Annotated in this window: 20 protein-coding genes; 10 read left to right on the top strand and 10 right to left on the bottom strand. The window is 73.8% G+C overall.

Features of this window, described 5'->3' with window-relative positions; genetic code table 11:
* Window positions 1-101: 101 nt before the first annotated feature.
* From ACFP3U_RS22210 to ACFP3U_RS22170, 9 genes are all read right to left on the bottom strand, one after another.
* On the bottom strand, window positions 102-980 hold the full coding sequence (locus ACFP3U_RS22210; protein ID WP_030305816.1) for a CDP-alcohol phosphatidyltransferase family protein: 879 nt from the start codon (window positions 978-980) through the stop codon (window positions 102-104).
* Window positions 967-1659 carry a phosphatidylserine decarboxylase gene (locus ACFP3U_RS22205; RefSeq protein ID WP_380227355.1) on the bottom strand — a complete coding sequence of 231 codons (693 nt, stop codon included), beginning with the start codon at window positions 1657-1659 and terminating at the stop codon, window positions 967-969. Before ACFP3U_RS22205 ends, ACFP3U_RS22210 begins: the two co-directional genes overlap by 14 nt.
* A gap of 529 nt (window positions 1660-2188) precedes the next feature.
* Complete coding sequence (locus tag ACFP3U_RS22200) at window positions 2189-3391, bottom strand: acyl-CoA dehydrogenase family protein (protein ID WP_380227354.1); 1203 nt, start codon at window positions 3389-3391, stop codon at window positions 2189-2191.
* 160 nt (window positions 3392-3551) lie between these two features.
* Window positions 3552-4055, bottom strand: a complete 504-nt coding sequence (locus ACFP3U_RS22195) for a MaoC family dehydratase (protein WP_380227353.1) — start codon at window positions 4053-4055, stop codon at window positions 3552-3554.
* 19 nt (window positions 4056-4074) lie between these two features.
* The gene (locus tag ACFP3U_RS22190) at window positions 4075-5034 is read right to left on the bottom strand and encodes an HpcH/HpaI aldolase/citrate lyase family protein (RefSeq protein WP_380227352.1); all 960 of its coding nucleotides are present in this window, start codon (window positions 5032-5034) and stop codon (window positions 4075-4077) included.
* Between the two features lie 20 nt (window positions 5035-5054).
* Window positions 5055-7082, bottom strand: coding sequence for a protein meaA (locus ACFP3U_RS22185; RefSeq protein WP_380227351.1), 2028 nt, complete (start codon window positions 7080-7082; stop codon window positions 5055-5057).
* A gap of 9 nt (window positions 7083-7091) precedes the next feature.
* Window positions 7092-8462 (bottom strand): crotonyl-CoA carboxylase/reductase, encoded by a 1371-nt coding sequence (ccrA, locus tag ACFP3U_RS22180; RefSeq protein ID WP_380227350.1) that lies wholly within the window; start codon window positions 8460-8462, stop codon window positions 7092-7094.
* Window positions 8463-8821: 359 nt separating this feature from the next.
* Window positions 8822-9727, bottom strand: a complete 906-nt coding sequence (locus ACFP3U_RS22175) for a TetR family transcriptional regulator (RefSeq protein ID WP_380227349.1) — start codon at window positions 9725-9727, stop codon at window positions 8822-8824.
* 179 nt (window positions 9728-9906) lie between these two features.
* Window positions 9907-11682 carry a 3-hydroxyacyl-CoA dehydrogenase family protein gene (locus tag ACFP3U_RS22170; RefSeq protein ID WP_380227348.1) on the bottom strand — a complete coding sequence of 592 codons (1776 nt, stop codon included), beginning with the start codon at window positions 11680-11682 and terminating at the stop codon, window positions 9907-9909.
* A gap of 569 nt (window positions 11683-12251) precedes the next feature.
* On the opposite strand from ACFP3U_RS22170, the gene ACFP3U_RS22165 reads away from it, so the two are divergent.
* The 3 genes from ACFP3U_RS22165 (at window position 12252) to ACFP3U_RS22155 (ending at window position 16652) form a co-directional block, all read left to right on the top strand.
* A complete protein-coding gene (locus tag ACFP3U_RS22165) occupies window positions 12252-13727 on the top strand; it encodes a type I glutamate--ammonia ligase (protein ID WP_380227347.1) in 1476 nt (491 codons plus the stop codon).
* 3 nt (window positions 13728-13730) lie between these two features.
* Window positions 13731-14849 carry an amidohydrolase family protein gene (locus tag ACFP3U_RS22160; RefSeq protein WP_380227345.1) on the top strand — a complete coding sequence of 373 codons (1119 nt, stop codon included), beginning with the start codon at window positions 13731-13733 and terminating at the stop codon, window positions 14847-14849.
* Between the two features lie 315 nt (window positions 14850-15164).
* Window positions 15165-16652, top strand: a complete 1488-nt coding sequence (locus tag ACFP3U_RS22155; RefSeq protein WP_380227344.1) for a S8 family peptidase — start codon at window positions 15165-15167, stop codon at window positions 16650-16652.
* A gap of 101 nt (window positions 16653-16753) precedes the next feature.
* Here ACFP3U_RS22155 and ACFP3U_RS22150 read toward each other — a convergent pair whose 3' ends face one another.
* Window positions 16754-17647, bottom strand: a complete 894-nt coding sequence (locus tag ACFP3U_RS22150; protein WP_380227342.1) for a HipA family kinase — start codon at window positions 17645-17647, stop codon at window positions 16754-16756.
* Between the two features lie 144 nt (window positions 17648-17791).
* On the opposite strand from ACFP3U_RS22150, the gene ACFP3U_RS22145 reads away from it, so the two are divergent.
* From ACFP3U_RS22145 to ACFP3U_RS22115, 7 genes are all read left to right on the top strand, one after another.
* Window positions 17792-18232, top strand: a complete 441-nt coding sequence (locus ACFP3U_RS22145; RefSeq protein WP_380227341.1) for an SRPBCC family protein — start codon at window positions 17792-17794, stop codon at window positions 18230-18232.
* A 186-nt stretch (window positions 18233-18418) separates the two neighbouring features.
* Window positions 18419-19573 carry a glycosyltransferase gene (locus tag ACFP3U_RS22140; protein WP_380227340.1) on the top strand — a complete coding sequence of 385 codons (1155 nt, stop codon included), beginning with the start codon at window positions 18419-18421 and terminating at the stop codon, window positions 19571-19573.
* Between the two features lie 334 nt (window positions 19574-19907).
* Window positions 19908-21431: an exopolysaccharide biosynthesis polyprenyl glycosylphosphotransferase gene (locus ACFP3U_RS22135; RefSeq protein ID WP_380227339.1), complete on the top strand. Its 1524-nt coding sequence runs from the start codon at window positions 19908-19910 to the stop codon at window positions 21429-21431.
* 8 nt (window positions 21432-21439) lie between these two features.
* The gene (locus ACFP3U_RS22130; RefSeq protein ID WP_380227338.1) at window positions 21440-22759 is read left to right on the top strand and encodes an O-antigen ligase family protein; all 1320 of its coding nucleotides are present in this window, start codon (window positions 21440-21442) and stop codon (window positions 22757-22759) included.
* Window positions 22756-24486 (top strand): lipid II flippase MurJ, encoded by a 1731-nt coding sequence (locus ACFP3U_RS22125; protein WP_380227337.1) that lies wholly within the window; start codon window positions 22756-22758, stop codon window positions 24484-24486. The genes ACFP3U_RS22130 and ACFP3U_RS22125 overlap by 4 nt, the downstream gene beginning before the upstream one ends.
* Window positions 24476-25399 (top strand): polysaccharide deacetylase family protein, encoded by a 924-nt coding sequence (locus tag ACFP3U_RS22120; protein WP_380227336.1) that lies wholly within the window; start codon window positions 24476-24478, stop codon window positions 25397-25399. Before ACFP3U_RS22125 ends, ACFP3U_RS22120 begins: the two co-directional genes overlap by 11 nt.
* On the top strand, window positions 25396-26529 hold the full coding sequence (locus ACFP3U_RS22115) for a glycosyltransferase (protein ID WP_380227335.1): 1134 nt from the start codon (window positions 25396-25398) through the stop codon (window positions 26527-26529). The genes ACFP3U_RS22120 and ACFP3U_RS22115 overlap by 4 nt, the downstream gene beginning before the upstream one ends.
* Window positions 26530-26536: the final 7 nt, after the last annotated feature.

The raw sequence follows: 26536 nt of genomic DNA, 5'->3' as shown, positions 1-26536 counted from the left end.
CATAGCAGCAGGACATGGCACCAGGACATGCGAAAGGGCCCGGCTCCCCGAGGGGAACCGGGCCCTTCCACATGTCCGGTCGGCGGGTCCGCGGCGGCGGCTCAGCCGATCCGCGACTCCGCACGGCGGGCCCGCACGTCGCCGACCTTCTGCCCCACCTTGCGGCGGATCACCAGCAGCGGCGCCATCGCGGCGAGCGCGATCTGCGCGAACGCGCCGATGTGCATCAGGTTGTCGCCGCCCGGCAGACCGGTCGCCCAGGCCGCCAGGCAGCCGATCGAGACGACGATCCAGCAGAGCGTGGCGGTGGCCAGCAGCCCCTGCGGCTTGGGGTACTCGATCCGGCTGACCATCAGGTACGCGGCGCCGAAGATGGCGAGCAGACCGGGCAGGAACGGCGGGTCGAGCAGCACGATGGCGATCACCGTCATCGCGCCCATCGGGCAGGGCATGCCCTGGAACACCCCGGGCCGCATCTTCACGGCGGAGAAGCGGGCCAGCCGCAGGACCACCGCGAGCAGCACGGTCAGCGCGATCAGCGCCGAGAGCCGGCTGTTGGAGCCCGGCGAGACCATGCCCCAGACCGCGACGAAGTAGGCCGGCGCGATGCCGAAGCTGATCAGGTCGGCCAGGTTGTCGAGCTCGGCGCCGAGCGCGGAGGAGCGCAGCTTGCGCGCCACCAGCCCGTCGAACAGGTCGCACATCGAGCCGATCAGCAGCAGCGTCACCGCGGTGGCGGCGCTGTGCTTGTCCGGCGCGGCGTCCGGGTTGGTGATGTGCGGGACGAGCACCCCGGTGGTGATCGAGTAGATCGCCAGGAAGCCGCAGACGGCGTTCCCCAGGGTCAGGAAGTCGGCGGTGGAGAGGTGCTGCGGTGAGCGCGGCGCGCGCAGCTCGCGGTCGCGGGCCCAGCGACGCCGGCGCAGGGCCGTCTCCTCGTCGTCCAGGCCGACGATCGTCTCAGGATCAGTCACGGTCAAGGCGCGTCACCCCGGCGGTGGTCTTCTGGCCGACCTCGACGCCGACCTCGACGCCGGCCGGCAGGTAGGTGTCGACCCGGGACCCGAACCGGATCAGACCGATCCGCTCGCCCTGCTCGACCTTGGTACCGGCGTCGACGTACGGCACGATGCGACGCGCCACGGCGCCCGCGATCTGGACCATCTCGATGTCGCCGAGCTCGGTGTCGAAGTGCCAGACGACCCGCTCGTTCTGGTCGCTGTCCTTGTTGAACGCGGGCACGAAGCCACCGGGCACGTGCTCGACGGAGGTCACCTCGCCGGGCAGGGGCGCCCGGTTGACGTGGACGTTGAGCGGGCTCATGAAGATCGCCACGCGGGTCCGGCCGTCCGGCCACGCGTCGATGCTCTGGACCACGCCGTCGGCGGGGGAGATCACTCTGCCCGTGCCGATCTCACGCTCGGGGTCGCGGAAGAACCACAGCATGCCGGCGCCGAGCGCACAGGCGGGTACCGCGGCCAGGGCCCACTTGCCACTGCGCCGGGTGAGGGCGGTGGTCACGGCGGCCGTGGCGAGGGTGGGGACGAACCAGGGGGTGGCTCCGCGCGCGATGGTCACGCGGGGTCGCCGACCGGCCGTCGTGGCGGCGCGGGCGTCGCGGTCCGTGACGGAGGTGTGAGGGGACGGGCTGATGGGCATCGAAGACCTTTGTCGCGGGGGATCATGGCCGCTGGACGGGGGCCACCGCGGGATCGGGTAATAGAGGGACGTCTTGCTGTCCCGGTGGATGCTATCGGGAGCACACGGTGGGTGGGCAACCCGCCTGCTCGTTCATGTGACCTGCGAGAGGCGCCGGTGCGCCCCCTTGTATACGACCGTAGCTCGCCCCGCCCCGGTTCCCAAGGGACCGGGCGAAGCTGGTGACTCTTGTCTCAGGACCGCCCGGTCGGTCGCCCCGTCACTGCCCGTAGAGGGCCCGTCGAGGGCGTGTCGAGGGAGCGGTGACGGCGTGGCGCGGGCCCGTCGAGGGCGTGCTGAGGGGAGGCCGAAGCGGCCGCAGGGCGCGTGACAGCAGCTGTACGCCCTGCGGCCGCTTCGGAGCGGCCGTGCCGGCCCCCGGGGCGGACCAGGCGGCGGGGGCGGGGCACGGCGCGGAGCCGGGACGGGCCCGCACGCCCGTCGACCGGCGGTCTCACGGACCGGCCGCGAGTTCCGCTCAGCGGAGTCCTCACTCCGCGATGCGGTACTCCTCCAGCAGCCGGCGCCCGACGATCATCTTCTGGATCTCCGCAGTACCTTCACCGATCAGCAGCATCGGGGCCTCCCGGTAGAGCCGCTCGATCTCGTACTCCTTGGAGAAGCCGTAGCCGCCGTGGATCCGGAAGGCGTCCTCGACGACCTCCTTGCAGTACTCGGAGGCGAGGTACTTGGCCATGCCCGCCTCCAGGTCGTTGCGCTCGCCGCCGTCCTTCTTGCGGGCGGCCATGACCATCATCTGGTGGGCGGCCTCGACCTTGGTGGCCATCTCGGCGAGCTTGAACTGGATCGCCTGGTGCTCGGCGATCTTCTTGCCGAAGGTGGTGCGCTGCTGGGCGTAGGAGATGCCCAGCTCGAAGGCGCGGCGGGCGACGCCGCAGCCGCGCGCGGCCACGTTGACGCGGCCGACCTCGACGCCGTCCATCATCTGGTAGAAGCCGCGGCCGGGCGCCCCGCCGAGGATCCGGTCGGCCGGGATCCGGACGTCCTGGAGCACCAGCTCGGTGGTGTCGACGCCCTTGTAGCCCATCTTCTCGATCTTCCCGGGCACGGTGAGGCCGGGGACGGTCGGGTTCGGTCCGAAGCCCGGCGTCTTCTCGATCAGGAAGGTGGTCATGTTCTTGTACGGGGTGGAGCCGCCCTCGTCGGTCCTGCAGAGGACCGCGACCAGCGTGGAGGTGCCGCCGTTGGTCAGCCACATCTTCTGGCCGTTGAGGACGTAGAACTCGCCGTCCCTGACGCCCTTGGTGCTGATCGCGGCGACGTCGGAGCCCAGCCCGGGCTCGGACATCGAGAAGGCGCCGCGGATCTCGCCGGCCGCCATCTTCGGCAGGAAGTAGTCCTTCTGCTCCTGGGTGCCGTGCGCGTTGATCATGTGCGCGACGATGAAGTGGGTGTTGACGATGCCGGAGACGGACATCCAGCCGCGGGCGATCTCCTCGACCACCAGCGCGTAGGTGAGCAGCGACTCGCCGAGGCCGCCGTACTCCTCGGGGATGGTCAGGCCGAACAGCCCCAGCTGCTTCATGCCCTCGACGATCGCCGTCGGGTACTCGTCCTTGTGCTCCAGCTCGGTCGCGACCGGGATGATCTCCTTGTCGACGAACTCGCGCACGGTGGCGAGGATGTCCCGCTGGATCTCGGTGAGGCCGTCGGTCTGCGCGAGGCGTCCCATCGTGCGGCTCCTGTCATGCCTGGAAAGCGGAGTGGGGGGAGTGGACGGGGGCTCCGCGGGCGTGGCTCCGCGGAGCCCCCGTGAACCGGGTGGGGGCACGGCCGATGACGGCGGCCGGCCCGTCCGGGGTCCTGAGGGGTTTCGAGACCTGCGGGAGGGCTCAGGCGAGCGGGGTCGGGCGGGCGGGCTGCTCGCCGCCGCGCGCCTCGATGTACGTCGCGGTCGGCACCATCACCTTGCGGCGGAAGACGCAGACGACCGTGCCGTCCTGCTTGTAGCCCTTGGTCTCGACGTACACGATGCCGCGGTCGTCCTTGGACTTGGACGGCCACTTGTCGAGCACGGTGGTCTCGCCGTAGATCGTGTCGCCGTGGAAGGTCGGCGCGATGTGCCGCAGCGACTCGATCTCCAGGTTGGCGATCGCCTTGCCGGAGACGTCCGGGACGGACATGCCGAGCAGCAGCGAGTAGATGTAGTTGCCCACCACGACGTTCTTGCCGAAGTCCGTCGTCCGCTCCGCGTAGTTGGTGTCCATGTGGAGGGGGTGGTGGTTCATGGTGAGCAGACAGAAGAGGTGGTCGTCGTACTCGGTGACCGTCTTGCCGGGCCAGTGCTTGTAGACCGCGCCGACCTCGAACTCCTCGTAGGTGCGTCCGAACTGCATCTCAGTGGTCCTTGGGGTCTCAGGCCTGCGGGGGCTCGAACTTGGAGGTGCGCTGCAGACCGGCGGCGCGGCCCTTGCCGGAGACGACCAGCGCCATCTTGCGGCTGGCCTCGTCGATCATCTCGTCGCCGAGCATCGCCGAGCCCTTGAAGCCGCCGGCCTCGGAGGTGCACCAGTGGTAGGCGTCGAGGATCAGCTCGGCGTGGTCGTAGTCCTCCTGGGAGGGCGAGAAGATCTCGTTGGCGGCGGCGACCTGGTCCGGGTGGAGCACCCACTTGCCGTCGAAGCCGAGCGCGGCGGCGCGGCCGGCGACCTCGCGGTAGCCCTCCTGGTTGCGGATCTGGAGGTAGGGGCCGTCGATCGCCTGGAGGTCGTGGGCGCGGGCGGCCATCAGGATGCGCATCAGGATGTAGTGGTAGGCGTCGGCCGGATAGCCGGGCGGCTGCTCGCCGACCACCAGGGACTTCATGTTGATCGAGGCCATGAAGTCGGCCGGGCCGAAGATGATGGTCTCCAGCCGGGGCGAGGCCTGGGCGATGGCGTCGACGTTGATGAGGCCCTTGGCGTTCTCGATCTGCGCCTCGATGCCGATCCGGCCGACCTCGAAGCCCATGGTCTTCTCGATCTGGGTGAGCAGCAGGTCGAGCGCCCGCACCTGCTCGGCGTCCTGGACCTTCGGCAGCATGATGCAGTCGAGGTTCGGGCCGGCGCCCTCGACCACGGTGATCACGTCGCGGTAGGTCCAGTGCGTGGTCCAGTCGTTGACGCGCACGACCCGGGTCTTGCCGCCCCAGTCGCCGTTGTTGAGGGCGTCGACGATGGTGTGCCGGGCGCTCTCCTTGACCAGCGGGGCGCAGGCGTCCTCCAGGTCGAGGAAGACCTGGTCGGCCGGCAGGCCCTGGGCCTTCTCCAGGAAGCGCGGGTTGCTGCCCGGCACGGCCAGGCAGGAGCGGCGCGGGCGGAGGCGGTTGAGAGTCATCTGGGTGGGGTCCTTCCGGGTCAGCCGGTGGTCGTGGCCGGGGCGGGCGTCCAGGGCTGGAGCCTGTTGGCCAGCCGGATCTCGTCCACGATCCGGCCGATGATGGTCGTGATGCCGAAGTCCTTCGGGGTGAACACGGCGGCGACGCCGGCGGCCCTGAGGGCCTCGCCGTCCGCTGCCGGGATGATGCCACCCACGATCACCGGGACATCCTCCACCCCGGCCCGGCGGAGCCGGTGCAGCACGTCCGGCACCAGCTCCGAGTGGGCGCCGGAGAGGATGGACAGGCCCACGCAGTGGACGTCCTCGGCGACGGCGGCCGAGACGATCTGCTCGGGGGTCAGCCTGATGCCCTGGTAGACCACCTCGAACCCGGCGTCGCGGGCCCGGACGGCGATCTGCTCGGCGCCGTTGGAGTGCCCGTCCAAGCCGGGCTTGCCGACCAGCAGGCGCAGCTTGCCGGCGCCCAGCTCGTCGGCGGTCGCCGCGACGGCCTCGCGGACGGCGGCCAGCTCGCCGCCGGGCTCGGCCGCGACCGCGACCGGGGCGCCGCCGACGCCGGTGGGCGCGCGGTACTCGCCGAACACCTCGCGCAGGGCGAAGGACCACTCGCCGGTGGTCACCCCGGCGCGGGCGCAGGCCAGGGTGGCCGCCATGAGGTTCTCGTCGGTGCCGGCCACGGCCTTGAGCTCCTCCAGGGCGCGCAGCGCGGCGGCCTCGTCGCGCTTCCCGCGCCAGGCCTCCAGTGCGGCCAGCACGGACTGCTCGGAGGCCGGGTCGACGACCATGATCGCGGTGTCGAGGTCGGCCGTCAGCGGGCTCTCCTCGGTGGTGTCGAAGCAGTTGACCCCGATGATCTTGTCCTCGCCGGACTCGATCCGGGCCCGCCGGGCCGCGTGCGAGGCGACCAGATTGGACTTCAGGTAGCCGGACTCGACGGCCGGGATCACCCCGCCCATCTCCAGCACCTTGGCGATCTCGGCCTCGGCGCCGGCCAGCAGCTCGGCGGTCTTGGCCTCGACGACCTCGGAGCCGTTGAAGATGTCCCCGTACTCCAGCAGGTCGGACTCGTAGGCGAGCACCTGCTGGATCCGCAGCGACCACTGCTGGTCCCACGGGCGGGGCAGGCCGAGCGCCTCGTTCCACGCGGGCAGCTGGACGGCGCGGGCGCGGGCGTCCTTGGAGAGCGTGACGGCGAGCATCTCCAGCACGATCCGCTGGACGTTGTTCTCCGGCTGCGCCTCGGTCAGGCCGAGCGAGTTGACCTGCACGCCGTAGCGGAACCGGCGCTGCTTGGGGTCCTCGATGCCGTACCGCTCCCGGGTGACCTTCTCCCAGAGCCGGCCGAAGGCCCGCATCTTGCACATCTCCTCGACGAAGCGCACACCGGCGTTGACGAAGAAGGAGATCCGGGCGACGACCTCGCCCATCCGCTCGGCCGGCACCTGGCCGGAGTCGCGGACGGCGTCCAGCACCTCGATCGCCGTGCACATCGCGTAGGCGATCTCCTGGACCGGGGTGGCCCCGGCCTCCTGGAGGTGGTAGCTGCAGATGTTGATCGGGTTCCACTTCGGGATGTTCCCGACCGTGTAGGCGATCATGTCGGTGATCAGGCGCACCGACGGCCCGGGCGGGAAGACGTGCGTCCCGCGCGACAGGTACTCCTTGACGATGTCGTTCTGGGTGGTGCCGGTGAGCTTGGCGATGTCCGCGCCCTGCTCCTCGGCGACCACCTGGTAGAGCGCCAGCAGCCACATCGCGGTGGCGTTGATCGTCATGGAGGTGTTGGTCTGTTCGAGCGGGATGCCGTCGAACAGGGTCCGCATGTCACCGACGTGGCCCACCGGCACACCGACCCGGCCGACCTCGCCGCGGGCGAGGATGTGGTCGGAGTCGTAGCCGGTCTGGGTCGGCAGGTCGAACGCCACCGAGAGGCCGGTCTGGCCCTTGGCGAGGTTCCGCCGGTACAGCGCGTTGGAGTCCTTGGCCGTCGAGTGCCCGGCGTAGGTGCGCATCAGCCAGGGCCGGTCGCGCTTCTGATCGGTCATCGGGTCGCCTTAGATGTCGCGGCTGGGCTGGATGCTTCGCTCGTCGAGCTCGCGGAAGAGGTTGATCGCCGGCAGGTGCCGCGCGCGCAGTTCGGCGTCGCGCACGCCCAGGCCCTCCTCGGGGGCCAGGCAGAGCACGCCGACCTTGCCCTGGTGCTTGTTCCGGTGGACGTCGAGCGAGGCCTGGCCGGTCTGCTCCAGCGGGTAGACCTTGGAGAGGGTCGGGTGGATCCTGCCCTTGGCCACCAGGCGGTTGGCCTCCCAGGCCTCGCGGTAGTTGGCGAAGTGCGAGCCGACGATCCGCTTGAGCGACATCCACAGGTAGCGGTTGTCGTACTGGTGCATGTAGCCGGAGGTGGAGGCGCAGGTGACGATGGTGCCGCCCTTGCGGGTGACGTAGACGCTGGCGCCGAAGGTCTCCCGGCCGGGGTGCTCGAAGACGATGTCGACGTCCTCGCCGCCGGTCAGCTCGCGGATCCGCCCGCCGAAGCGCTTCCACTCGCGCGGGTCCTGGTGCTGCTCGTCCTTCCAGAACCGGTAGCCCTCGGCGGAGCGGTCGATGATCGCCTCGGCGCCCATCGCGCGGCAGATCTCGGCCTTCTGCGGGCTGGAGACCACACAGATCGGGGTGGCGCCGCCGGCCAGCGCGTACTGGGTGGCGTACGAGCCGAGGCCGCCGCTGGCGCCCCAGATCAGCACGTTGTCGCCCTGCTTCATGCCCGCGCCGTTGCGCGAGACCAGCTGGCGGTAGGCGGTGGAGTTGACCAGGCCGGGGGAGGCGGCCTCCTCCCAGGTCAGGTGGGCGGGCTTGGGCATCAGCTGGTTGGTCTTCACCAGCGCCAGCTGGGCCAGGCCGCCGAAGTTGGTCTCGAAGCCCCAGATCCGCTGCTCCGGGTCCATCATCGTGTCGTTGTGGCCGTCGGAGGACTCCAGCTCGACGGACAGGCAGTGCGCGACCACCTCGTCGCCCGGCTTCCAGGCGTTCACCCCGGCGCCGGTGCGCAGCACCACGCCGGCCAGGTCCGAGCCGAGCACGTGGTACGGCAGGTCGTGGCGCTTGGTGAGCGGGGAGAGCCGGCCGTAGCGCTCCAGGAAGCCGAAGGTGGAGACCGGCTCGAAGATCGAGCTCCACACGGTGTTGTAGTTCACCGCGCTCGCCATGACGGCGACCAGGGCCTCACCGGGGCCGAGTTCGGGCAGCGGGACCTCGTCGAGGTGGAGGGACTTGCGGGGGTCCTTGTCGCGGCTGTCGAGGCCCGCGAACATCTGCTCCTCGTCCTTGTGGAGCGTCACCGCCCGGTAGGACTCCGGCAGCTTCACGTGGGCGAAGTCCGCCGAGGTGCTGTCGGAGCTGAGGATCGCGTCGAGGATTTCCTTCATGGCTGCCTCCGAAGGCGTACCTGTGTGAGGGCACAGGGCGTCTGGGGGAGCCGGGAGCGGACACCGGCTTCGCTGAACGGGGTGGTGGGTGGGTGGCTGGTGGGCCGGGCACTGCGCTGGGTCGCCCCCGGGGTGGGGGAGCGCCGGTACGACGGCGCGCCGAGGTGGGGAGCCGCGGCGCCGCGACTGGTGGGTAACAAGGTAATGGCACCCTGTGCCACTCGTAAAGACACGGGGTGCCATCAATTCCGTCGCCTCGCGGCCACCTCCGGAGGGCCCGCGACGGGCATGGAAAGGGCCCGTGCCGACACTTCGGCACGGGCCCGAAAACCCACTACGACCTGCGAAAACGCCTGCGGTCAGGCCAGCTTGGCGCCCTCCAGGGCGGCCCGCACGGCATCCACCACCACGTCCAGCGGAGCGTCCGTCCGGGCGACTGTGATGAGCACCTCACCTCCGCGGGTGGCACTCAGTGCGCCGGTCGCCGCGGCCTCCGCCTCCGCACCATTGGCACCGGGTGCCACCAGGGCACCGCGCCGCCGCGCACCCGGCTCGCTGGACGCCCAGAAGGTCCGCCGGATCACCTCGAAGGAGTGGTCCAGCTGCGCCTCCACGTCGCCCCGACCGCCCGCCCGCAGCCAGCGCCGCAGCACGTGGTTGTGGGCCGCGACCACGGCCGCCGCCGACACCTCGGCCAGCATCGAGTCGTCCTCGCCGCCGCGCTGCCAGCCCGAGGGGATCTCCCCGGCCGTGTCGAACCGGCCCAGCAGGTAGCGGGTGAACAGCCGCTCGTACCGGGCCACCACGGCGATCTCCCGCTCGCGCAGCGCCGGCACCTGACGGATCAGCTGGTACCGCGCCACCGAGACCCCGGGCGTGGAGGCGTACATCCGCAGCACCTCCTTGATGCCCCGGCAGACCACGTCCAGCGGGTGCTCCTCGGACTCGGCGCTGGCCAGCAGGTCGGCCACCCGGACCAGGGTGTCGTCGTGGTCCGGGAAGATCGCCTCCTCCTTGGACCGGAAGTACCGGAAGAAGGTCCGCCGGGCCACACCGGCGGCCGCGGCGATCTGGTCGACCGTGGTCTCCTCGTAGCCCTGCGAGGCGAACAGCTCCATCGCGGCGGTGGCCAGGTCCTGGCGCATCTGCTGACGCTGCGCCGCCGCCCGGCGACCGCTCTGGCTCCCGTCCGGGCCCGCCCCGGCCGACCGGCCGTCGCGCGCGGGGGCGGATTGCTGCGGGGAGACTGACTGAACCCGATCCATGCCCGGAACGCTACACGTCCCGGGCGCCGGAACAGCGGGCCTTCCCCGGCGTACCGGGGCGACCGGCCCGCCGACCGCCGGTCTGGGCCAGTGCGCGGACACCGCGCCCGCCCCCCAGCCGGGCCGCTCCGGGCGGAACGGCGGCCGGCCGGGCTGTCCCCCGTAGGACGGCGGGGTCGTCATCGGCGCGCGTGGTCGCGGAAGCCGCGGCCGGTCTTGCGGCCCAGGCAGCCGGCCGCCACCAGGTGCTCCAGCAGCGGCGCCGCGGCCAGGCCCGGCTCGCGGAACTCCTGGTGCAGCACCCGCTCGATGGTGAGCGAGACGTCCAGGCCGACCACGTCCAGCAGCTCGAACGGACCCATCGGGTAGCCGCAGCCGAGCTTCATCGCGGTGTCGATGTCGTCCACCGTCGCGTAGTGCTCCTGGAGCATCCGCACCGCGTCGTTCAGATAGGGGAAGAGCAGCGCGTTGACGATGAACCCGGCCCGGTCCCCGCACTCCACCGGGTGCTTGCGCACCTTGGCGCACAGCTCCAGCACGGTGGCCGTGACGTCCGGCGCGGTCAGCACCGTGGAGACCACCTCGACCAGCCGCATCGCCGGCGCCGGGTTGAAGAAGTGCATGCCGACCACGTCCTGCGGCCGCCGGGTGGCCGAGGCGCAGCTGACCACCGGCAGCGAGGAGGTGGTGGTGGCCAGCACCGCGCCCGGCCTGACGATCGCGTCCAGGGTGGCGAACAGCTCGCGCTTGACCGCGAGGTCCTCGGCGACCGCCTCGACCACCAGGTCCACCTCGGCCAGCTCGCCGTACTGCCCGACCGGCGTGACCAGGCCCAGCGCGGCGTCCCGCTGCCGCGCGGTCAGCCGCCCCTTGGCCACCGAGCGCTCCAGCGACTTCGCCAGCCGCTCCTTGGCCCGCTCCGCCTTCTCCAGGCTGCGGGCGGCCAGCAGCACCGGGTACCCGGCCTTGACGAACACCTCGACGATGCCGGTGGCCATGGTGCCCGAGCCGCAGACGCCGATGCTGCGCACCTCCCGGCCGGGCGCGGCGGACTTCGCCGCGCCGGCGGCGGCCTCGACCACCCGGGAGGAGCCGGGCGCCTCGTAGGTGTAGAAGCCGCGGCCGGTCTTGCGGCCCAGCAGCCCGGCCGCGACCAGCTGGCCGAGGATCGGCGCGGGCGCGTGCAGCCGGTCCCGGGACTGCTCGTACATCGCCTCCAGGACGGTCCTGGCGGTGTCCACGCCGATCAGGTCGAGCAGCGCCAGCGGGCCCATCGGCAGGCCGCAGCCGAGCCGCATCGCGGCGTCGATGTCCTCCCGGGTGGCGTACTTGGACTCGTACATCGCGGCGGCCTGGTTGAGGTACGCGAAGAGCAGGCCGTTGACCACGAAGCCCGCCCGGTCGCCGGCCGCCACCGGCTCCTTGCCGAGGTCCCGGGCGAACGCCGCGGCGTCCTCGGCGACCTGCGGGGCGGTGAGCACGGTGCGCACCACCTCGACCAGCTTCATGGTGTGCACCGGGTTGAAGAAGTGCAGGCCGAGCACCCGGTCCGGGCGGGCGGTGGCGGCGGCGATCCGGGTCACCGAGAGCGCGGTGGTGCCGGTGGCCAGCACCGTGGAGGCCGGGCAGATCCGGTCCAGCTCGGCGAAGACCCGCCGCTTCAGCTCCAGTTGCTCGGGGACCTCCTCGATCACCAGGTCGGCCTCGGCGGCCGCCTCCAGCGCGTGGCCGACGGTGAGCCGGGCCAGCAGCCCGGCCCGCTCCTCGGCGGTCAGCCGCTCCCGGGCGACCGCGTGCGCGGTCGCCTCCTCGATCCGGGCCAGCGCCCGGGCGGCCGAGCCCGCGTCGGCCTCGATGCCGATCACCCGGCGGCCGCTCCGGGCGACCGCGACGGCGACGCCGGCACCCATCGTGCCGAGTCCGACCACGGCGACCGTGGGGAAGGGACGCTCCATCTGTCCTGACTCCTTGTCATGGAAAGCCCGCGCGCGCTCCGGAGGGCGCGCCCCCGGAGGAGGGTTCGCGCGCGGGGCAGGGGGATGACGGTTGCGGCCACCGCGCAGCCGCCGGTCCGCTCCGGCGGTGCTGCGGGTGTGCCGTGGTACTCAGGCGCTCGATGTGAAGGAAGCGGCTCTGAACACAGAGGAGAGAAAGCCGGCCCCGGCCGCGATCCGCGGCACCGACCGGTGAACGAACGCACCGTCGCGCGTCGTCCGCTCCGCGCGGTTCCGGCGCGACGGACGACGCCCCCGCCGGTGCGGCTCCCGAAGCCCGGCGGTGGTGTGTGCCGACACTGTAGCGAAGTTACCCATCGGTAGGAAGGGGGTGGGAGGGCGGATTCCCGCTGCTCGCGCGCGGGGTGATCGCCCGAGGCCGGCCGCGCGCCGGTCCCGGGGCGTCCACGCGCCGTCCGTCCGTCGATTTCGAGGTGTGCACTCGTACGGGTGACAGGGTGGACGGACGTCCGTTCGGACCACTCGATAGGGGAGTTCCCCGCCCCCGCGGGGCGGGGAAGCATGGGGGCATGAGCACCGGAACCGTCGCCCCGGGTCGTCCCGAGCCCTCCGCCGAGCCCTCCGCCGCGGCGGCGTCCACAGCCGCGCCCGACCCCGCCCCCGGCGGCGTCGCGCTGCCGCCGCGCGCGGACCGGGCCGAGCGCGGCCAGCGCGCGCAGGCCGCCGTCGAGCGGCTGCGCGCCCACGACATCGAGGCGGTCGCCGTCACCTGGGTGGACAACGCCGGCATCGCCCGGGTCAAGGCCGTGCCGCTCGCCGGCCTGGTGCACGCGGCGCAGTGGGGCGTCGGCGCGGCCCCCTGCTTCGACGTCTTCCTCGCCGACGACACCATCGTCACCAGCCGGCTGATCGGCGGCCCCACCGGCGACCTCCGGCTCTACCCGGACGTCGAGCGGATCGTGCCGCTGGCCGCCCAGCCCGGTTGGGCCTGGGCCCCGGGGGACCGCTACACCCAGGGCGGCGCCCCGCACCCGGGGTGCCAGCGGCTCTTCGCCCGCCGGATGGTCGCGGCCGCCGCCGAGCGCGGGCTGGCCCTCAGGGCCGGCATCGAGATCGAGTGGGTGGTCGCGCTGGCCGGCCCGGCCCAGGAGGAGCCCCGGTACCCGACCGCCGGCCCGGCCTACGGCATGCAGCGGCTCACCGACCTCTCCGACTACCTGCGCGACGTGCTCCGCGCCCTCGGCGAGCAGGGCCTGACCGTGCTCCAGATCCACCCCGAGTACGCGGCCGGCCAGTTCGAGGTCTCGGTCGCCCCGGAGGGCCCGGTCGAGGCCGCCGACACCTCGGTGCTGGTCCGGCACACCGTCCGCGCCGTCTCCGCGCGGCACGGCCTGCGGGCCTCCTTCGCCCCGGTGGTCGAGGCCGGCTCGGTCGGCAATGGCGGCCACCTCCACCTCAGCCTCTGGCGCGAGGGGCACAACCTCGCACACGGCGGCCCCGGCCCGCACGGGCTGACCGCCGAGGCCGAGGGCTTCCTGGCCGGGGTGCTCGGCGCGCTGCCCGAGCTGCTGGTGCTCGGCTGCTCCAGCCCGGTCGGCTATCTGCGGCTGGTCCCCTCGCACTGGGCCGGCGCCTACCAGTGCTGGGGCCTGGAGAACCGGGAGGCCGCGCTCCGCCTGGTCACCGGCTCCACCGGCGAGCGGTCCTCGGCGGCCAACGCCGAGATCAAGTGCTTCGACGCCACCGCCAACCCCTATCTGGCGGTCGGCGCGGTGATCGCCGCCGGCCTCGCCGGGCGGGACCAGCGGCTCGCGCTGCCCCCGGAGTTCACCGGGGACCCGGCACAGGCCGAGCCCGGCACCGTCCCCCGGCTGCCGGCCGGCCCGGAAGAAGCGCTCGCCGCCTACCGGGGCTCCGCCGTGCTCCGCGAGGCGCTCGGCGAGCCGCTCTTCGAGGCGGTGCTGGCCGTCCGGCAGGCCGAGGCCGAGCAGTACGCCGACGCCACCCCCGAGCGGCTGGCCGCCGCCACCCGCTGGCGGTACTGACCGGTGCCGCCGCTGGACGTCCCCGCGCTGGTCGACCACCACTGCCACAGCGTGCTGACGGCCGACCTCCCCGACGACGCCCTGGCGGGGCTGCTCACCGAGTCCGACCGCCCGCCCGCGCCCGGCACCTCGCCGTTCGACAGCGCGCTCGGCCTCGCCGTCCGCCGCTGGTGCCCGCCCGCGCTGGGGCTGCCCGCGCACGCCTCCGCCGAGGATTACCTGGCCCGGCGGCGCAAGCTCGGCGCACGGGAGGCCGCCCGCCGGCTGCTGGCCGCCGCCGGGCTGGACACCTGCCTGGTGGACACCGGACTGGCCACCGCCGCCGGCCGTCCGCTGCTGCCGCTCGGCGAGTTCGCCGAGGCGTCCGGCGCCCGGGTGCGCGAGGTGGTCCGGCTGGAGCCGCTCGCCGAGGCCGTCACCGATCCGCCCGGGCAGTGGGCGCGGGCGGCGCGCGAGGCCCTGGCCGCCGCGGCCGCCGGCGCCGTCGCGGTCAAGTCGGTGGTGGCCTACCGGGCCGGCCTCGCGGTGCCCGCGGAGCGCCCGTCCCCGGCCGCGGTGACGGCCGCCGCCACCGCCTGGCAGCGCGCCGGGGGCGGCCGGCTGACCGACCCCGTCCTGCTGCACGAGCTGCTCCACGGCGCGCTGGAGGTCTGCGCCGAGCTGCGCCTGCCGCTCCAACTGCACACCGGCTTCGGCGATCCCGACGTCACCCTGCACCGGGCCGACCCGTCACTGCTGGCCGACTTCGTGCGCGCCGCCGAGCCGTACGCCGTCCCGCTGGTGCTGCTGCACGGTTACCCGTACCACCGGCAGGCCGCCTGGCTGGCCCAGGCCTTCCCGCTGGTCTACACCGACCTCGGGCTGACGACCTCCTACGTCGGCCCCCGGGCGGCGGCGGTGCTCGGCGAGATGCTGGAGCTGGCGCCGTTCGGCAAGGTGCTGTTCTCCACCGACGCCTACGGGCTGCCGGAGCTGTACCTGGTCGGCGCGGCGCAGTTCCGCCACGGCCTGGGCACCCTGCTGGACGGCTGGCGCGCCGACGGCGCCTGCACCGCGGCCGACGCCGAGCGGCTGGCCCGCGCGGTGGCGGCCGACAACGCCCGTCGACTGTACGCGCTCTGAGTACCCGGCGCGGCGGCTTGGCGGCCATCCGCCAGTGGCCGCTTTCGGCCGCGTGGATGCCTGTCCCCCCGTCGGCCGCGCTGACTAGGATCGCCCGCCAGGAGGGGTCTGTACTCGTCCGGTCGCCCATCCGGTCGTCCGCCGCCCGCCCTTGCCCAGCAGAACCGGAATCACACCTTCCGGCGGTGGACGACTTGTGACGATTGGATGACTACCTCTTGCGGATTGCAACACTTGTTCACTAGCGTCCCGATCATTCCAGGTGCACCTGCCAACCGCAGCTGCCCGCATGACGACTCGGGAGGGCCAACCCCTATGAGTGTTCCTCGGATCCGCCGGACCCGGATCGCGGCGGTGGGCGTTGTCCTCGCCACCGCCGGCGCCCTCGCGCTGCCGGCCGGCACCGCCTTCGCCGCCGGGGCGGAGACGACCACCGGTCCGCTGCTCAGCTACGTCGTCAACACCAAGGCCAACCACGGCCAGGTGCAGAAGGTCGAGACCGCGGTCAAGGCCCTCGGCGGCACCGTGGTCTACTCCTACGAGCAGATCGGCGTGGTGATCGCCCGCTCGACCGACACCCAGTTCGCCGCCAAGCTGCGCAAGGCCAAGGGTGTCGAGTCCGTCGGTGCGAGCCGCACCAAGGGCATCACCGCCTCCGAGGACAAGGTCGCCGAGGTCGCCGCCGCCCCGACCGCCGCCCCCGCCGCCGGCGAGGAGCCCTACTGGGCCAACCAGTGGGACATGCGTCAGATCGGCGTGGACAAGGCCCACAAGCTGTCCCTCGGCAGCAACAAGGTCACCGTCGGCGTGCTGGACTCCGGCATCGACGGCAAGCACGAGGACCTCGCCGCCAACATCGACGCCTCGCAGTCGGTCTCCTGCATCGACGGCGGCAAGCCGAACACCGCCTGGGACGCCTGGCAGCCGGGTGTCGACGGCGCCCACGGCACCCACGTGGCCGGCACCATCGCCGCCGCCAAGAACGGCAAGGGCATCGAGGGCATCGCCCCGAACGTCAAGCTCGCCGCGGTGAAGGTCGTCGACGACGGCGGCTTCATCTACCCGGAGTACGCCATCTGCGGCTTCGTCTGGGCCGGTGAGCACAAGTTCAAGGTCACGAACAACAGCTACTTCGTCGACCCGTGGATGTTCAACTGCCAGAACGACGCGGACCAGGCGGCGATCACCACCGCCGTCCGCCGCGCCGTCGAGTTCTCGCAGCGCAAGGGCGTCCTCAACGTCGCCGCGGCCGGCAACGAGAACATCGACCTGGCCCACAAGACCAAGGACGTCGCCAGCCCGGACGACACCACGCCGGTCGAGCGCCCGATCACCCAGGACTGCCTGAACCTGCCGACCGAGCTGGACGGCGTCGTCTCGGTCTCCTCCGTGGGTGTCAACGGCGACAAGTCGTACTACTCCAGCTACGGCAAGAACAAGGTCACCGTGGCCGCCCCCGGTGGCGACCGCCGCTACCAGATCCCGGACACCCCGGACAAGAACGGCCGTGTGCTGTCCACCATCCCGGGCGGCCAGTACGGCTACATGCAGGGCACCTCGATGGCCTCGCCGCACGCCGCCGGCGTGCTCGCCCTGCTCGCCAGCACCTTCCCGTGGGCCAGCCCCGAGGAGCTGACCGAGCTGCTGACCAACCAGGCCGAGTCGCACGCCTGCCCGGCGGGCCCGTACAACCCGGGCGGCACCGGCGAGTGGGCGGCCACCTGCGAGGGCGGCGTGGACGACAACGGCTTCTACGGCGCGGGCATCATCAACGCCGAGAAGGCGGTCCAGTGGTGGCGGTGAGCCACGGCTGACCGGTTGAACCCCTGAACCACCGACGGGGGCGGGACGCGAGTCCCGCCCCCGTTTCGCGTGTCCGGCGTCCTGTGCGGGGTGTCGGAGGATCAGTCGACGTGCTGCTCCCAGACCGTCTCGACCGACGGCTTGCCGCTCAGGTCCGGCACCTCCCGCAGCCAGGCCGGCCGCCCCGCCCTGGTCCGCTCGGCCCGCTGCCGCTCCGCCTCGTGCAGCTGCTCGGGGGTCGGGAACCCGTCCGGCAGCCACTCGGCGGAGCGCGCCGCCCGCGCGGCCAGGTGGTGCACATAGGCCCGGCGCAGCTCCTCGACCGAGTCGAACCCCGGCTCGTCGGCCAGCCAGGCGTCCGGCACCAGCGCCACCACCTGCTCCAGCAGCCCGACGGTGACCAGCGGCCCGAGCTCCTCGTCGGCCGCCCGGACGTCCGGGCCGTACCCGCCGAGGGCGTGCGCGCTGAGGTCGTACCGCTTGCCGACCGCCGCCCCGGCCGCGGACCAGCGGTGGTGGAAGATCAGCGCGGCGCCGTTGTCGATCAGCCAGAGCCCGCCGTGCCAGACCATCAGGTTGGGGTTGTGCACCGTCCGGTCGACGTTGCCGGTCAGCGCGTCCAGCCACACCACCCGGCCGGCCTCGACCGGCCCGACGTCGATCATGCCGGGCCGGAAGTCGCGGGCGCCCGGCAGCAGGTCCATACCGAGGTTGAGCCCGTGGCTGGCCCGCAGGATGTCCTGGACCTCGTGGTCCGGCTCGTGCGCGGCCACCGCCGGGTCGAAGTCCACCAGCCGCAGCTCCGGCACCGGCAGACCGAGCCGCCGGGCCAGCTCACCGACGATCACCTCGGCCACCAGCGCCTTCCGGCCCTGGGCGGCACCGGCGAACTTCACCACGTAGGTGCCCAGGTCGTCGGTCTCCACCACGCCGGGGACGGAACCGCCGGCCCGCAGCGGGTCGACGTAGCGCACTGCTGTCACCTGTTCGAGCACATCCGTCAGCCTAAGCCCTGCCCGCGCCGGAGCGGAGGGCGCCGCCGGGCGTGGGCGGGGTGCTGTGGTTGGCTTGTCGGTGAGTACCCCCGACTACCCCCGGACCGAACCGGTGCCGGACGACCGGACAAGGAGAGCACGACCATGGGACAGGTGCAGGCCACCACCGAGCGGGTCTACGACGCGGCCCCGGAGCGGGTGTACGAGGCCCTGGCCGACTACCAGGTGATCCGCCCCAAGCTGCTGCCGGAGCAGTACAGCGAGTACGAGGTCCGGGTCGGCGGCACCGGCGCGGGCACCCAGGTGCACTGGAAGCTCCAGGCCACCGAGAAGCGGATCCGCGACTGCCTCTTCACCGTCTCGGCGCCGCGGCCCGACCAGCTGGTGGAGAAGGACGCCAACTCCAGCATGGTGATCACCTGGACCGTCGCGGCGGCCGGCGAGGGCCGGACCAAGGTCACCGTCACGGCCGCCTGGCAGGGGGCGACCGGCATCGGCGGCTTCTTCGAGCGGACCTTCGCGCCCAAGGGCCTGAACCGGATCCACGACCAGGTGCTCGCCAACCTGGCCGCCGAGGTCCACTGACGCCTCCCGGGGCCGGCTCCGGCCGGCCCCGCGGGCGCGCTCCGGACCGCCCGTCGACTCGTCCAGGGATTCGAGGAGTTCGCCCACCCGTGCGAGCGGCGCGCCGTACGGGTGGACCCCCCGCCACCTCCGGGTGACGAGGGCCCCGCAGCACCGTGCGGCCACCCTAGGCTCGCCGCCGTGCATATGACGATCCTTCACATTTCCCAACCCGTCGACGGCGGAGTGGCCCGCGTCGTGGTCGACCTGGTCCGCGGTCAGCGCGAGGCCGGCCACCGGGTGCTGGTCGCCTGTCCGCGCGGCGGCCGGCTGGCCGAGGAGGCCGCCGCCGTCGGGGCGCTGGTCCAGGACTGGCCCGCTAGCCGCTCACCCGGCCCCGCCACCGCCGCCGAGGCCTGGCGGCTGCGCCGGATCGTCCGGGCCGCCGCGCCCGACATGCTCCACCTGCACAGCGCCAAGGCCGGACTGGCCGGCCGGCTCGCCGTCCGCGGCGCGGTGCCGACCGTCTTCCAGCCGCACGCCTGGTCCTTCGCCGCGGTGGACGGCGCGCTGCACGCCGCCACCCTGCGTTGGGAGCGGTACGCGACCCGCTGGGCGCACCGGCTGCTCTGCGTCTCGGTCCAGGAGCGGACCGACGGAGTCGCGGCCGGCCTGCACGCCGACTGGGCGGTGGTGCCCAACGGCGTGGACGTGCGCCACTTCGCGCCCGCCGACCGCCGGGCCGCCCGGATCGCGCTCGGCCTGGAGCTGGACGCCCCGCTCGCGGTCTGCGTGGGCCGGCTCTGCCGCCAGAAGGGGCAGGACGTGCTGCTCACCGCCTGGCCCGAGGTGCAGCGCCGGGTGCCGGCGGCCCGGCTGGCCCTGGTCGGCGGCGGCCCGGACGAGGCCCGGCTGGCGGCGGCGGTCCGGGAGTCCGCCGAGCCGTCCCGGATCCGGCTGGTCGGGGACGTCGCGGACCCGCGGCCGTGGCTGGCCGCGGCCGACCTGGTGGTGCTGCCCTCGCGCTGGGAGGGCATGGCGCTGGCCCCGCTGGAGGCGATGGCCTCGGGGCGTCCGGTGCTGCTGACCGACGTGCCGGGCGCGCGCGAATGCCTGCCGCCGGTCGAACGCGGGTCGGCCCTGGTGCCGTCCGAGGACGTGTCCGCGCTCATCACCCGAATGGCCGAGGCCCTGTCCGATCCGATCGAGTGCGAGCGACGGGGCACCCGCCTGCGCGAGCACGCCGCGGCTCGCCATGATGTTCGCTCGGTGGTCGAACAGGTGGACGCGCTCTACCGCGACCTGCTGGGGGCCGGTCCAGCGGCCGGGCGCCGCCGCGCCCGTGTCCCGCAGCGGATCTGATCGTTTCACATGCCGTGAATGGCCCGCCGATCCGGCGCCGTCCTATTCGCACCCTCAACCGGTTGTGGGCGAGGGGCCAAATCAGAAATACCTATTAATGGGCGGCTGGAATGAAATGGCAAGTCAACTTCCAGCATTCAAGCCAGCGTTCGGTAATGTCTGATTTTGCCTGCTTCGTTTCGATTTCACGCCGGAAATTCGTGAGGAAATCGAAAGCCGCCAGCGGCAGCAGGTGCTGTCAGGACCGCGCCCACCGGGCCGGGACGGCCGCCCCCGACCAACCGGTGCGGGGACGCCGTCACCCCGGGCACACAGCAGGGGAGTTCGTGCGCTGATGACCATTGACCACGACAGCGTGCCAAGGCCCGGGCGACCCCTGTCCGGCCCACACCGCCCCGCCACCGGGCTGCTCGACCGCCCGGCGCGCTCGGCGCAGGCCCGCAGCGCCGCACCGGCCCGCCGGCACCGCCGCCCGGTCCGCGCCCGGCTCGCGCTGCCCGTGGCCCTGGCCGCCGTCGATGCCGTCGCCCTCTGCACCGCCACCGGGGTCGCCAACCGCGCCCTCGACCCCGCCGTCCGGGTCGCGCCGCTGCTCGGCGTGGCCGCCCTGCTGCCCCTGCTGATCCTGCTCAACCTGGCCGGCGGCCTCTACCGCACCCGGCTCACCCTCTCCGTCCTCGACGAGCTGCCCGCCCTCACCGCGCGGGCGCTCGTCGCCGCCGCCTTCGCCGTCACCCTGGCCGGCTGCCTGGAGGGCCACTGGCCCGACTCCGGCCCCGCCACCCCGGCCCGGCTCACCGTCCTGCTCGGCACCCAGCTGCTGCTCGCCGTCTGCGGCCGCGCCCTGCTCTACCACCTGGTCCGCCGGCTCCGGCGCAGCCGGCCCAGCCCCGTCCTGGTGCTCGGCGCCGGCCGGCTCGGCCGCCGGGTCGCCGCCGCCCTCAACGAGCGCCGCGAGTACGGGATGCGCCCCATCGGCTTCCTCGACGCCGACCCGCCGCTGCTCGCCGGCGACACCGACCTGCCCGTGCTCGGCGGCCGCGAGGTCCTCGAACGCGAGGTCCGCCGCCACCGCGTCCACCACGTGGTCGCCACCGCCGGAGCCGCCGACGAGGCCGAGACCGCGGCCGCCCTGCGCGACGCCGCCCGGCTCGGCTGCCAGGTCTGGCTGGTGCCCGCCCTGCGGGAGTACGGCTCGCTCGGCGCCGGGCGGCTCGCCGGCGCCGACCACCTCTGGGGCTTCCCCTGCCTGCGGGTCGGCCGCGCCGCGGTGCGCCGCCCCGGCTGGGTCGCCAAGCGGACCCTCGACGTGACCGCCGCCGCGATCGGCCTGCTGCTGCTCGCCCCCGTGCTCGCCCTCTGCGCGCTCGCCGTCCGCTTCGACACCGGCCCCGGCGTGCTCTTCCGCCAGCAGCGCACCGGCCTCGACGGCCGGGTCTTCACCGTCCTCAAGTTCCGCACCCTGCGGCCGAGCAACGAGCACGAGTCCGCCACCCGCTGGAACATCTCCCAGGACCACCGGATGGGCGCCGTCGGCCGGCTGATGCGCCGCAGCTCCCTCGACGAGCTCCCCCAGCTGTGGAACGTGCTGCGCGGCGACATGAGCCTGGTCGGCCCGCGCCCCGAGCGCCCCTACTTCGTCATGCGGTTCAGCCAGGCCTACCCCGAGTACGCGGACCGCCACCGCGTCCCGGTCGGCCTCACCGGCCTCGCCCAGGTCAACGGCCTGCGCGGGGACACCTCGATCGAGGACCGGGCCCGCTTCGACAACCGCTACATCGAGAGCTGGAGCCTCTGGCAGGACGTCAAGATCCTGTGCCGCACCGCGGTCCTCATGCTCCACCCGGACGGGAGCTGATCGACGCCGTGGCCCTGACCCTCGCCGCACCCCCGCACCCCGCCCGGCTGTTACGGCGTGCGGGCGGCGTCCTCCAGGAGCGCCCCAGCCTGCTGGCCGCCGCCACCGTGCTGCTGGTCTGCGTCCCCACCGGGGAGAAGGACGTCGCCGCCGCGGTCCACGTCACCGCCGCCGACCTCGCCTCGCTCGCCCTGGTCGGGCTCACCGCCGTCAACCTGCTGCGCGGCCGCACGCCCGCGATCGGCCGGGCCGACGCCGTGCGGTTCGGCGCGATCGTGGCCGCCGCCGCCGTCGCCACCGTCGGCTCGATCGACCCGGCGACCAGCCTCACCGGCTTCGTCCGGCTCACCCAGGTCTTCGTACTCGTCCCGGCCGCCGTGCTGTGCGCCCTGCGGGACCGCACCGACCAGCGGCTCGTGCTCGGCTCCTTCGTGGCCGCCGCGCTCGTCCAGGGCGTGGTCGGCGTCCACCAGTTCCTCACCGGGACGGGCGCCTCCTACACCGGCCGCCCGATCCGGGCCGTCGGCACCTTCGGCGCGCTGGACATCATGGCGATGTCCACCGTCGTCGCCTACGGCCTGCTGGCCGCGCTCGCCCTGGCGCTCGGCGAGCGGGGCGCGCCGGGCAGCCCGCGGCTGCGCCGGGCCCTGTTCGCCGCCGCGGCCTTCCTCGCCTTCCCGCTCGCCGTCTCCTTCAGCCGCGGCAGCTGGATCGCCACCGCCGCGGCCGCCACCGTCCTGCTGCTGCGCGCCGACGCCCGGCTCGCCGTCCGCGGCGGCCTCCTCGGCGCGGCCGCCGCCGTCGTCCTGGTCGGCGGGCTCGGCCTCGGCGGCTCCGGCGTCACCGACCGGCTGAGCTCGATCGGCTCCGTCTCCGCCGCCCCCGACCAGTCGGTCTCCGACCGCTACGACCTGTGGGCCACCGCCGGGCGGATCTGGCAGGACCACCCGGTCTCCGGCGCCGGCCCCAAGGCCTTCCAGCAGCTGCGCGACAGCCACGCCCCGCTGCGGCTCTCCTCCGGCAGCGACGCCGCCGACGCCACCATCGGCTTCCAGCGCGAACCGCTGCTCTCCCCGCACAACATGTACTTCCTGGTGCTCAGCGAGCAGGGCCTGATCGGCATCGTCGCCTACGGCCTGCTCTTCCTCGGCCTGCTGCTCGGCTGCCTCCGGCACGCCCGCGGCCCCGCCCTGGCCGCCCTCGCCCTGCTCACCTGGGTGCTGATCGACTTCCTCTACGCCGACATCGGCGGCACCACCACGGTGCTGACCTCGATCGTCCTCGGCCTCGCCGCCCGCGCGGCCCGACCCCGCGAGGCCACCGCATGACGACGGATCAGCCGACGGTCCTGCCCACCGCCGTGCCCGAGCCCAGGCCCGCGCCGCCGGAGCCCGGGCCGGCCGCCGCCCGGCGCGGCGGCTTCCTCGCCAAGGCCTTCGGCGTCACCGCCGTGCTCAGCGCCGCCGGCTCCGCCCTCGGCCTGCTCCGCGACCTGCTGCTCGCCCGCTACTTCGGCGCCAACCAGGGCACCGACGCCTTCCTGGTCGCCTGGACCGTCCCCGAGACCGCCGCACCGCTGCTCATCGAGGACGCCATGTCCTTCCTCATGGTGCCCGCCTTCGCCCTCGCCCTGGTGCTCCGCGAGGAGCGCCCGGACGGTCCCGACCCGGTCCGCCAGGTGGTCCGGGCCACCCTGCCCTGGCTGCTGCTCGCCCTGACCACCCTCTCCCTGGGCGCCGCCCTCGGCGCGCCCCGGCTCGTCGACCTGCTCGCCCCCGGCCTCGCCGACCCCGGCCTCGCCGTCACCTGCACCCGGATCACCGCGCTCACCGTGCTGCCGTTCGGCGTGGCCGGCTACCTCGCCGCCGCGCTGCGCGCCCACCACCGGTTCACCGCCCCGGCCGGCATCTACGTCGCCTACAACCTCGGCATCCTGGTCGTCCTGCTCACCTGCCACGCGCTCTGGGGCGTGCGCTCCGCCGCGCTCGGCGTCGCCTTCGGCAGTCTGCTGATGGCCGGCCTGCTGATCGTCCCCTTCCTGCGCGCCCTCGGGGCCCGCCCCGCCCGCTCCGCCCGCGGCCGCCGCTCCCGCAACGCGCTGGTGCTGATCCCGCTGGCCCTGCTGCCGGTCGGCGCGTTCACCCTGACCCGCCAGGCCCAGGTCTTCATCGAGCGGTTCCTCGGCTCGGAGCTGCCGCCCGGTACCATCTCCCACCTCAACTACGCGGCCAAGGTCTCCCAGCTCGCCATGACGGCCGGGATCCTGATCTGCACCGTCACCTTCCCGCTGGTCGCCCGGGCGCTCGCCGCCGGGGACCTCAGGGCCGCCCGCGACCGGGTCGAGAAGGACCTCGGCCAGGCGGCGGCCGTCGTGCTGCTCGGCACCGCCTTCCTGATGGCCTGCGCCCCCTCGGTGGTCGCGCTGCTCTTCGAACGCGGCGCCTTCGGCCCCCGGGACACCGCCGCCACCGCCGCCGTCATCCGGGTCTACAGCGTCGGCCTGCTCGCCCAGGCGCTGATCGGCGTGATGATCCGCCCCTACTTCTCGCTGCGTCCGGTGGTCCGCCGGGTCGGCGACCCGAGCCCCGAGGACGGCGGGCGCCGGCTGCTCGACTGGTACCCGGCCGGCGCCATGGCGCTCGGACTGGTCGTCACCGTCGCCGTCGGCCTGCTCGCCACCCCCCGGTTCGGCGCCCTCGGCCTGGCCGCCGGCAACGCGGCCGGCATCACCGCCACCGCGGCGCTGCTGCTGCGCGGCCTGGTCCTGCGCGGCATCCCGCTGCGGCCGCGGCGGGTCCTCGGCGGCCAGGCCCGGCTGCTGGCCGCGGCGGCGGGCGCCGCCGCGCTCGGCACACCCGCGGCCGGCCTCACCGCCGACCCCCTGTTCTCCACCCTGCTCGGCGGCCTCACCGTCGCGCTGGCCTTCGCCGCCCTGGGCACCGGTCTCGGTGCCCGAGAGGTGCGCGGTCCGCTCCGCGCCGTCGTCCGGGCCCTGGGAACGGTCCCCGGCCCGTCACCTGTCGCCGATGAAGGGAAGCCTCCTCATGGACGCTGAACGGGGAACCGTCCGGTCGGTCCCGTCGGGCGTACGCCGCCCCGCCGCGCCCGCGGCCGGCGGCCGGCGCACCGACGCGCCGCAGAGCGACGGCCGCCGGACACCGGCCCGGCTGCCCAGGAGCCGGCGCCCGCTCGCCGACCTCCCGCTCGCCGAGACCACCTCGCCGTGGATCCTGATGTACCACTCGGTGGCCGTCGAGCAGGAGGACCCGTACCAGCTCACCGTCAGCCCCGAGCGGTTCGCCGAGCAGATCGCCTGGCTGCACCGCCGCGGGCGGCGCGGCGTCTCGGTGCGCGAGCTGATGCGGGCCCGGGCGGCCGGCCGGGCCGACCGGCTGGTCGGGCTCACCTTCGACGACGGCTACGCCGACTTCGCCCGGCACGCCGTACCGATTCTGCAGGCGTACGGCTTCACCGCCACCGCCTACGTGGTCGCCGACCTGCTCGGCCGCGCCAACGACTGGGACACCGAGGGCCCCCGGAAGACCCTGCTCACCGTGCAGGAGGTCACCGAACTCGCCGCCGCCGGCTGGGAGATCGGCTCGCACGGCCTCGGCCACCGGGCCCTGCCCGGCCTGCCCACCGAGGTGCTGGCCGACCAGACCAGGGAGAGCCGACGGGTCCTGGAGGAGGTGGTCGGCGGCCCGGTCACCGGCTTCTGCTACCCGTACGGCGCCGTCGACCTGGCCGCCACCCTGGCCGTCCGGGACGCCGGCTACGACTACGCCTGCGCCATCGCGCACTCCCCGCTCACCGGCCGGTACGCGCTGCCGCGCTGCTACGTCGGCGACCGCGACGGCGCCTGGCGACTGCGCGCCAAACGCGGCCGGCACCGCCTGCGCGACACCGTCACCGAACTCCGCCGCCACCGCCTCGCCGCCCGGGCCGGGCGCCTGCGGAGGGTCCCGTGAGGATCCTGCACATCGTCACCGGACTCGCCTCCGGCGGGGCCGAGCGGCAGCTCCAGCTGCTGCTCCGCCACCTGCCGGCCCACCAGCAGTGCGAGGTGCTCGCCCTCACCAACCCCGGTACGGTGGCCGCCGCGCTGCGCGCCGACGGCATCACCGTCCACCACCTCGGCATGCGCGGCAACCGGGACGTCGGCGCGCTGCCCCGGCTGGCCCGCCTGGTCCGGACCGGCCGGTACGACCTGGTGCACACCCACCTCTACCGGGCCGGCCTGTACGGGCGGCTGGCCGCCCGGCTGGCCGGGGTCCGGGCGGTGGTCGCCACCGAGCACTCGCTGCACGCCGGGGTGATCGAGGGCCGCCCGGTCACCCGCGGCGTCAAGGGCCTCTACCTGGCCGCCGAACGCCTCGGCACCACCACCGTCGCGGTCTCCCGGCAGGTCGCCCAGACCCTGCACACCTGGGGCGTGCCGCCGGGCCGGGTCGAGCTGATCCCGAACGGCATCGACGCCGCCCGCTACCACCGCCCACCCGCCGACCGGGCCGCGGTCCGGGCCCGGCTGCGCGCCGAACTCGGCCTGCCGCAGGGCGCCTGGGTGATCGGCGGGGTCGGCCGGCTGGTGCCAGGCAAGCGCTTCGCCGTCCTGCTGGAGGCGCTCGCCGAGCTGGACGGCGCGACCCGCCTGGTCCTCGTCGGGGAGGGCCCCGAACGGGCCGCCCTGGAGCGGCGGGCCGCCGAACTCGGCGTCCGCGACCGCCTGGTGCTCACCGGGGAACGCGACGACGTCCCCGAGCTGCTCACCGCCCTGGACGTGCTCGCCGCCCCCTCCACCGAGGAGACCTTCGGCCTCGGTGTGCTGGAGGGGCTGGCGGCCGGCCTGCCGGTGCGCCACAGCGCCTGCCCGGCCCTGGACGAACTGCCGCCCGACGCCGCCCCGCAGGCCCGCCGGATCCCCTCCGAGCCGGCCGCCTACACCGCCGCGCTGCGCGCGCTGCGCGACCTCCGAGACCTGCGCCGCCTCGACGGCCACGACACCGACCCGCTGCCCCGCCCTCCCGCGGTCGGCCACTACGACATCGCCCGGGTGGCCGCCGACCTGGGCGCGCTCTACGACCGGCTGGCCCGGGCTTGAGCCGGCG

The sequence above is a fragment of the Kitasatospora misakiensis genome (assembly GCF_042656005.1).
In the GTDB taxonomy this organism is placed as follows: Bacteria; Actinomycetota; Actinomycetes; order Streptomycetales; family Streptomycetaceae; genus Kitasatospora; species Kitasatospora misakiensis.
Note: the sequence above shows the minus strand (reverse complement) of the source record. Positions and strands in the feature narration are given on the sequence as shown.

Coding starts and splice junctions, on each gene's coding strand:
- ACFP3U_RS22165 (WP_380227347.1), top strand. CDS start 12,252: ATGAGCACCGGAACCGTCGCCCCGGGTCGTCCCGAGCCCTCCGCCGAG.
- ACFP3U_RS22200 (WP_380227354.1), bottom strand. CDS start 3,391: ATGGGACGCCTCGCGCAGACCGACGGCCTCACCGAGATCCAGCGGGAC.
- ACFP3U_RS22190 (WP_380227352.1), bottom strand. CDS start 5,034: ATGACTCTCAACCGCCTCCGCCCGCGCCGCTCCTGCCTGGCCGTGCCG.
- ACFP3U_RS22185 (WP_380227351.1), bottom strand. CDS start 7,082: ATGACCGATCAGAAGCGCGACCGGCCCTGGCTGATGCGCACCTACGCC.
- ACFP3U_RS22170 (WP_380227348.1), bottom strand. CDS start 11,682: ATGGAGCGTCCCTTCCCCACGGTCGCCGTGGTCGGACTCGGCACGATG.
- ACFP3U_RS22135 (WP_380227339.1), top strand. CDS start 19,908: ATGACCATTGACCACGACAGCGTGCCAAGGCCCGGGCGACCCCTGTCC.
- ACFP3U_RS22140 (WP_380227340.1), top strand. CDS start 18,419: ATGACGATCCTTCACATTTCCCAACCCGTCGACGGCGGAGTGGCCCGC.
- ACFP3U_RS22195 (WP_380227353.1), bottom strand. CDS start 4,055: ATGCAGTTCGGACGCACCTACGAGGAGTTCGAGGTCGGCGCGGTCTAC.
- ACFP3U_RS22155 (WP_380227344.1), top strand. CDS start 15,165: ATGAGTGTTCCTCGGATCCGCCGGACCCGGATCGCGGCGGTGGGCGTT.
- ACFP3U_RS22205 (WP_380227355.1), bottom strand. CDS start 1,659: ATGCCCATCAGCCCGTCCCCTCACACCTCCGTCACGGACCGCGACGCC.
- ccrA (WP_380227350.1), bottom strand. CDS start 8,462: ATGAAGGAAATCCTCGACGCGATCCTCAGCTCCGACAGCACCTCGGCG.
- ACFP3U_RS22120 (WP_380227336.1), top strand. CDS start 24,476: ATGGACGCTGAACGGGGAACCGTCCGGTCGGTCCCGTCGGGCGTACGC.
- ACFP3U_RS22125 (WP_380227337.1), top strand. CDS start 22,756: ATGACGACGGATCAGCCGACGGTCCTGCCCACCGCCGTGCCCGAGCCC.
- ACFP3U_RS22175 (WP_380227349.1), bottom strand. CDS start 9,727: ATGGATCGGGTTCAGTCAGTCTCCCCGCAGCAATCCGCCCCCGCGCGC.
- ACFP3U_RS22145 (WP_380227341.1), top strand. CDS start 17,792: ATGGGACAGGTGCAGGCCACCACCGAGCGGGTCTACGACGCGGCCCCG.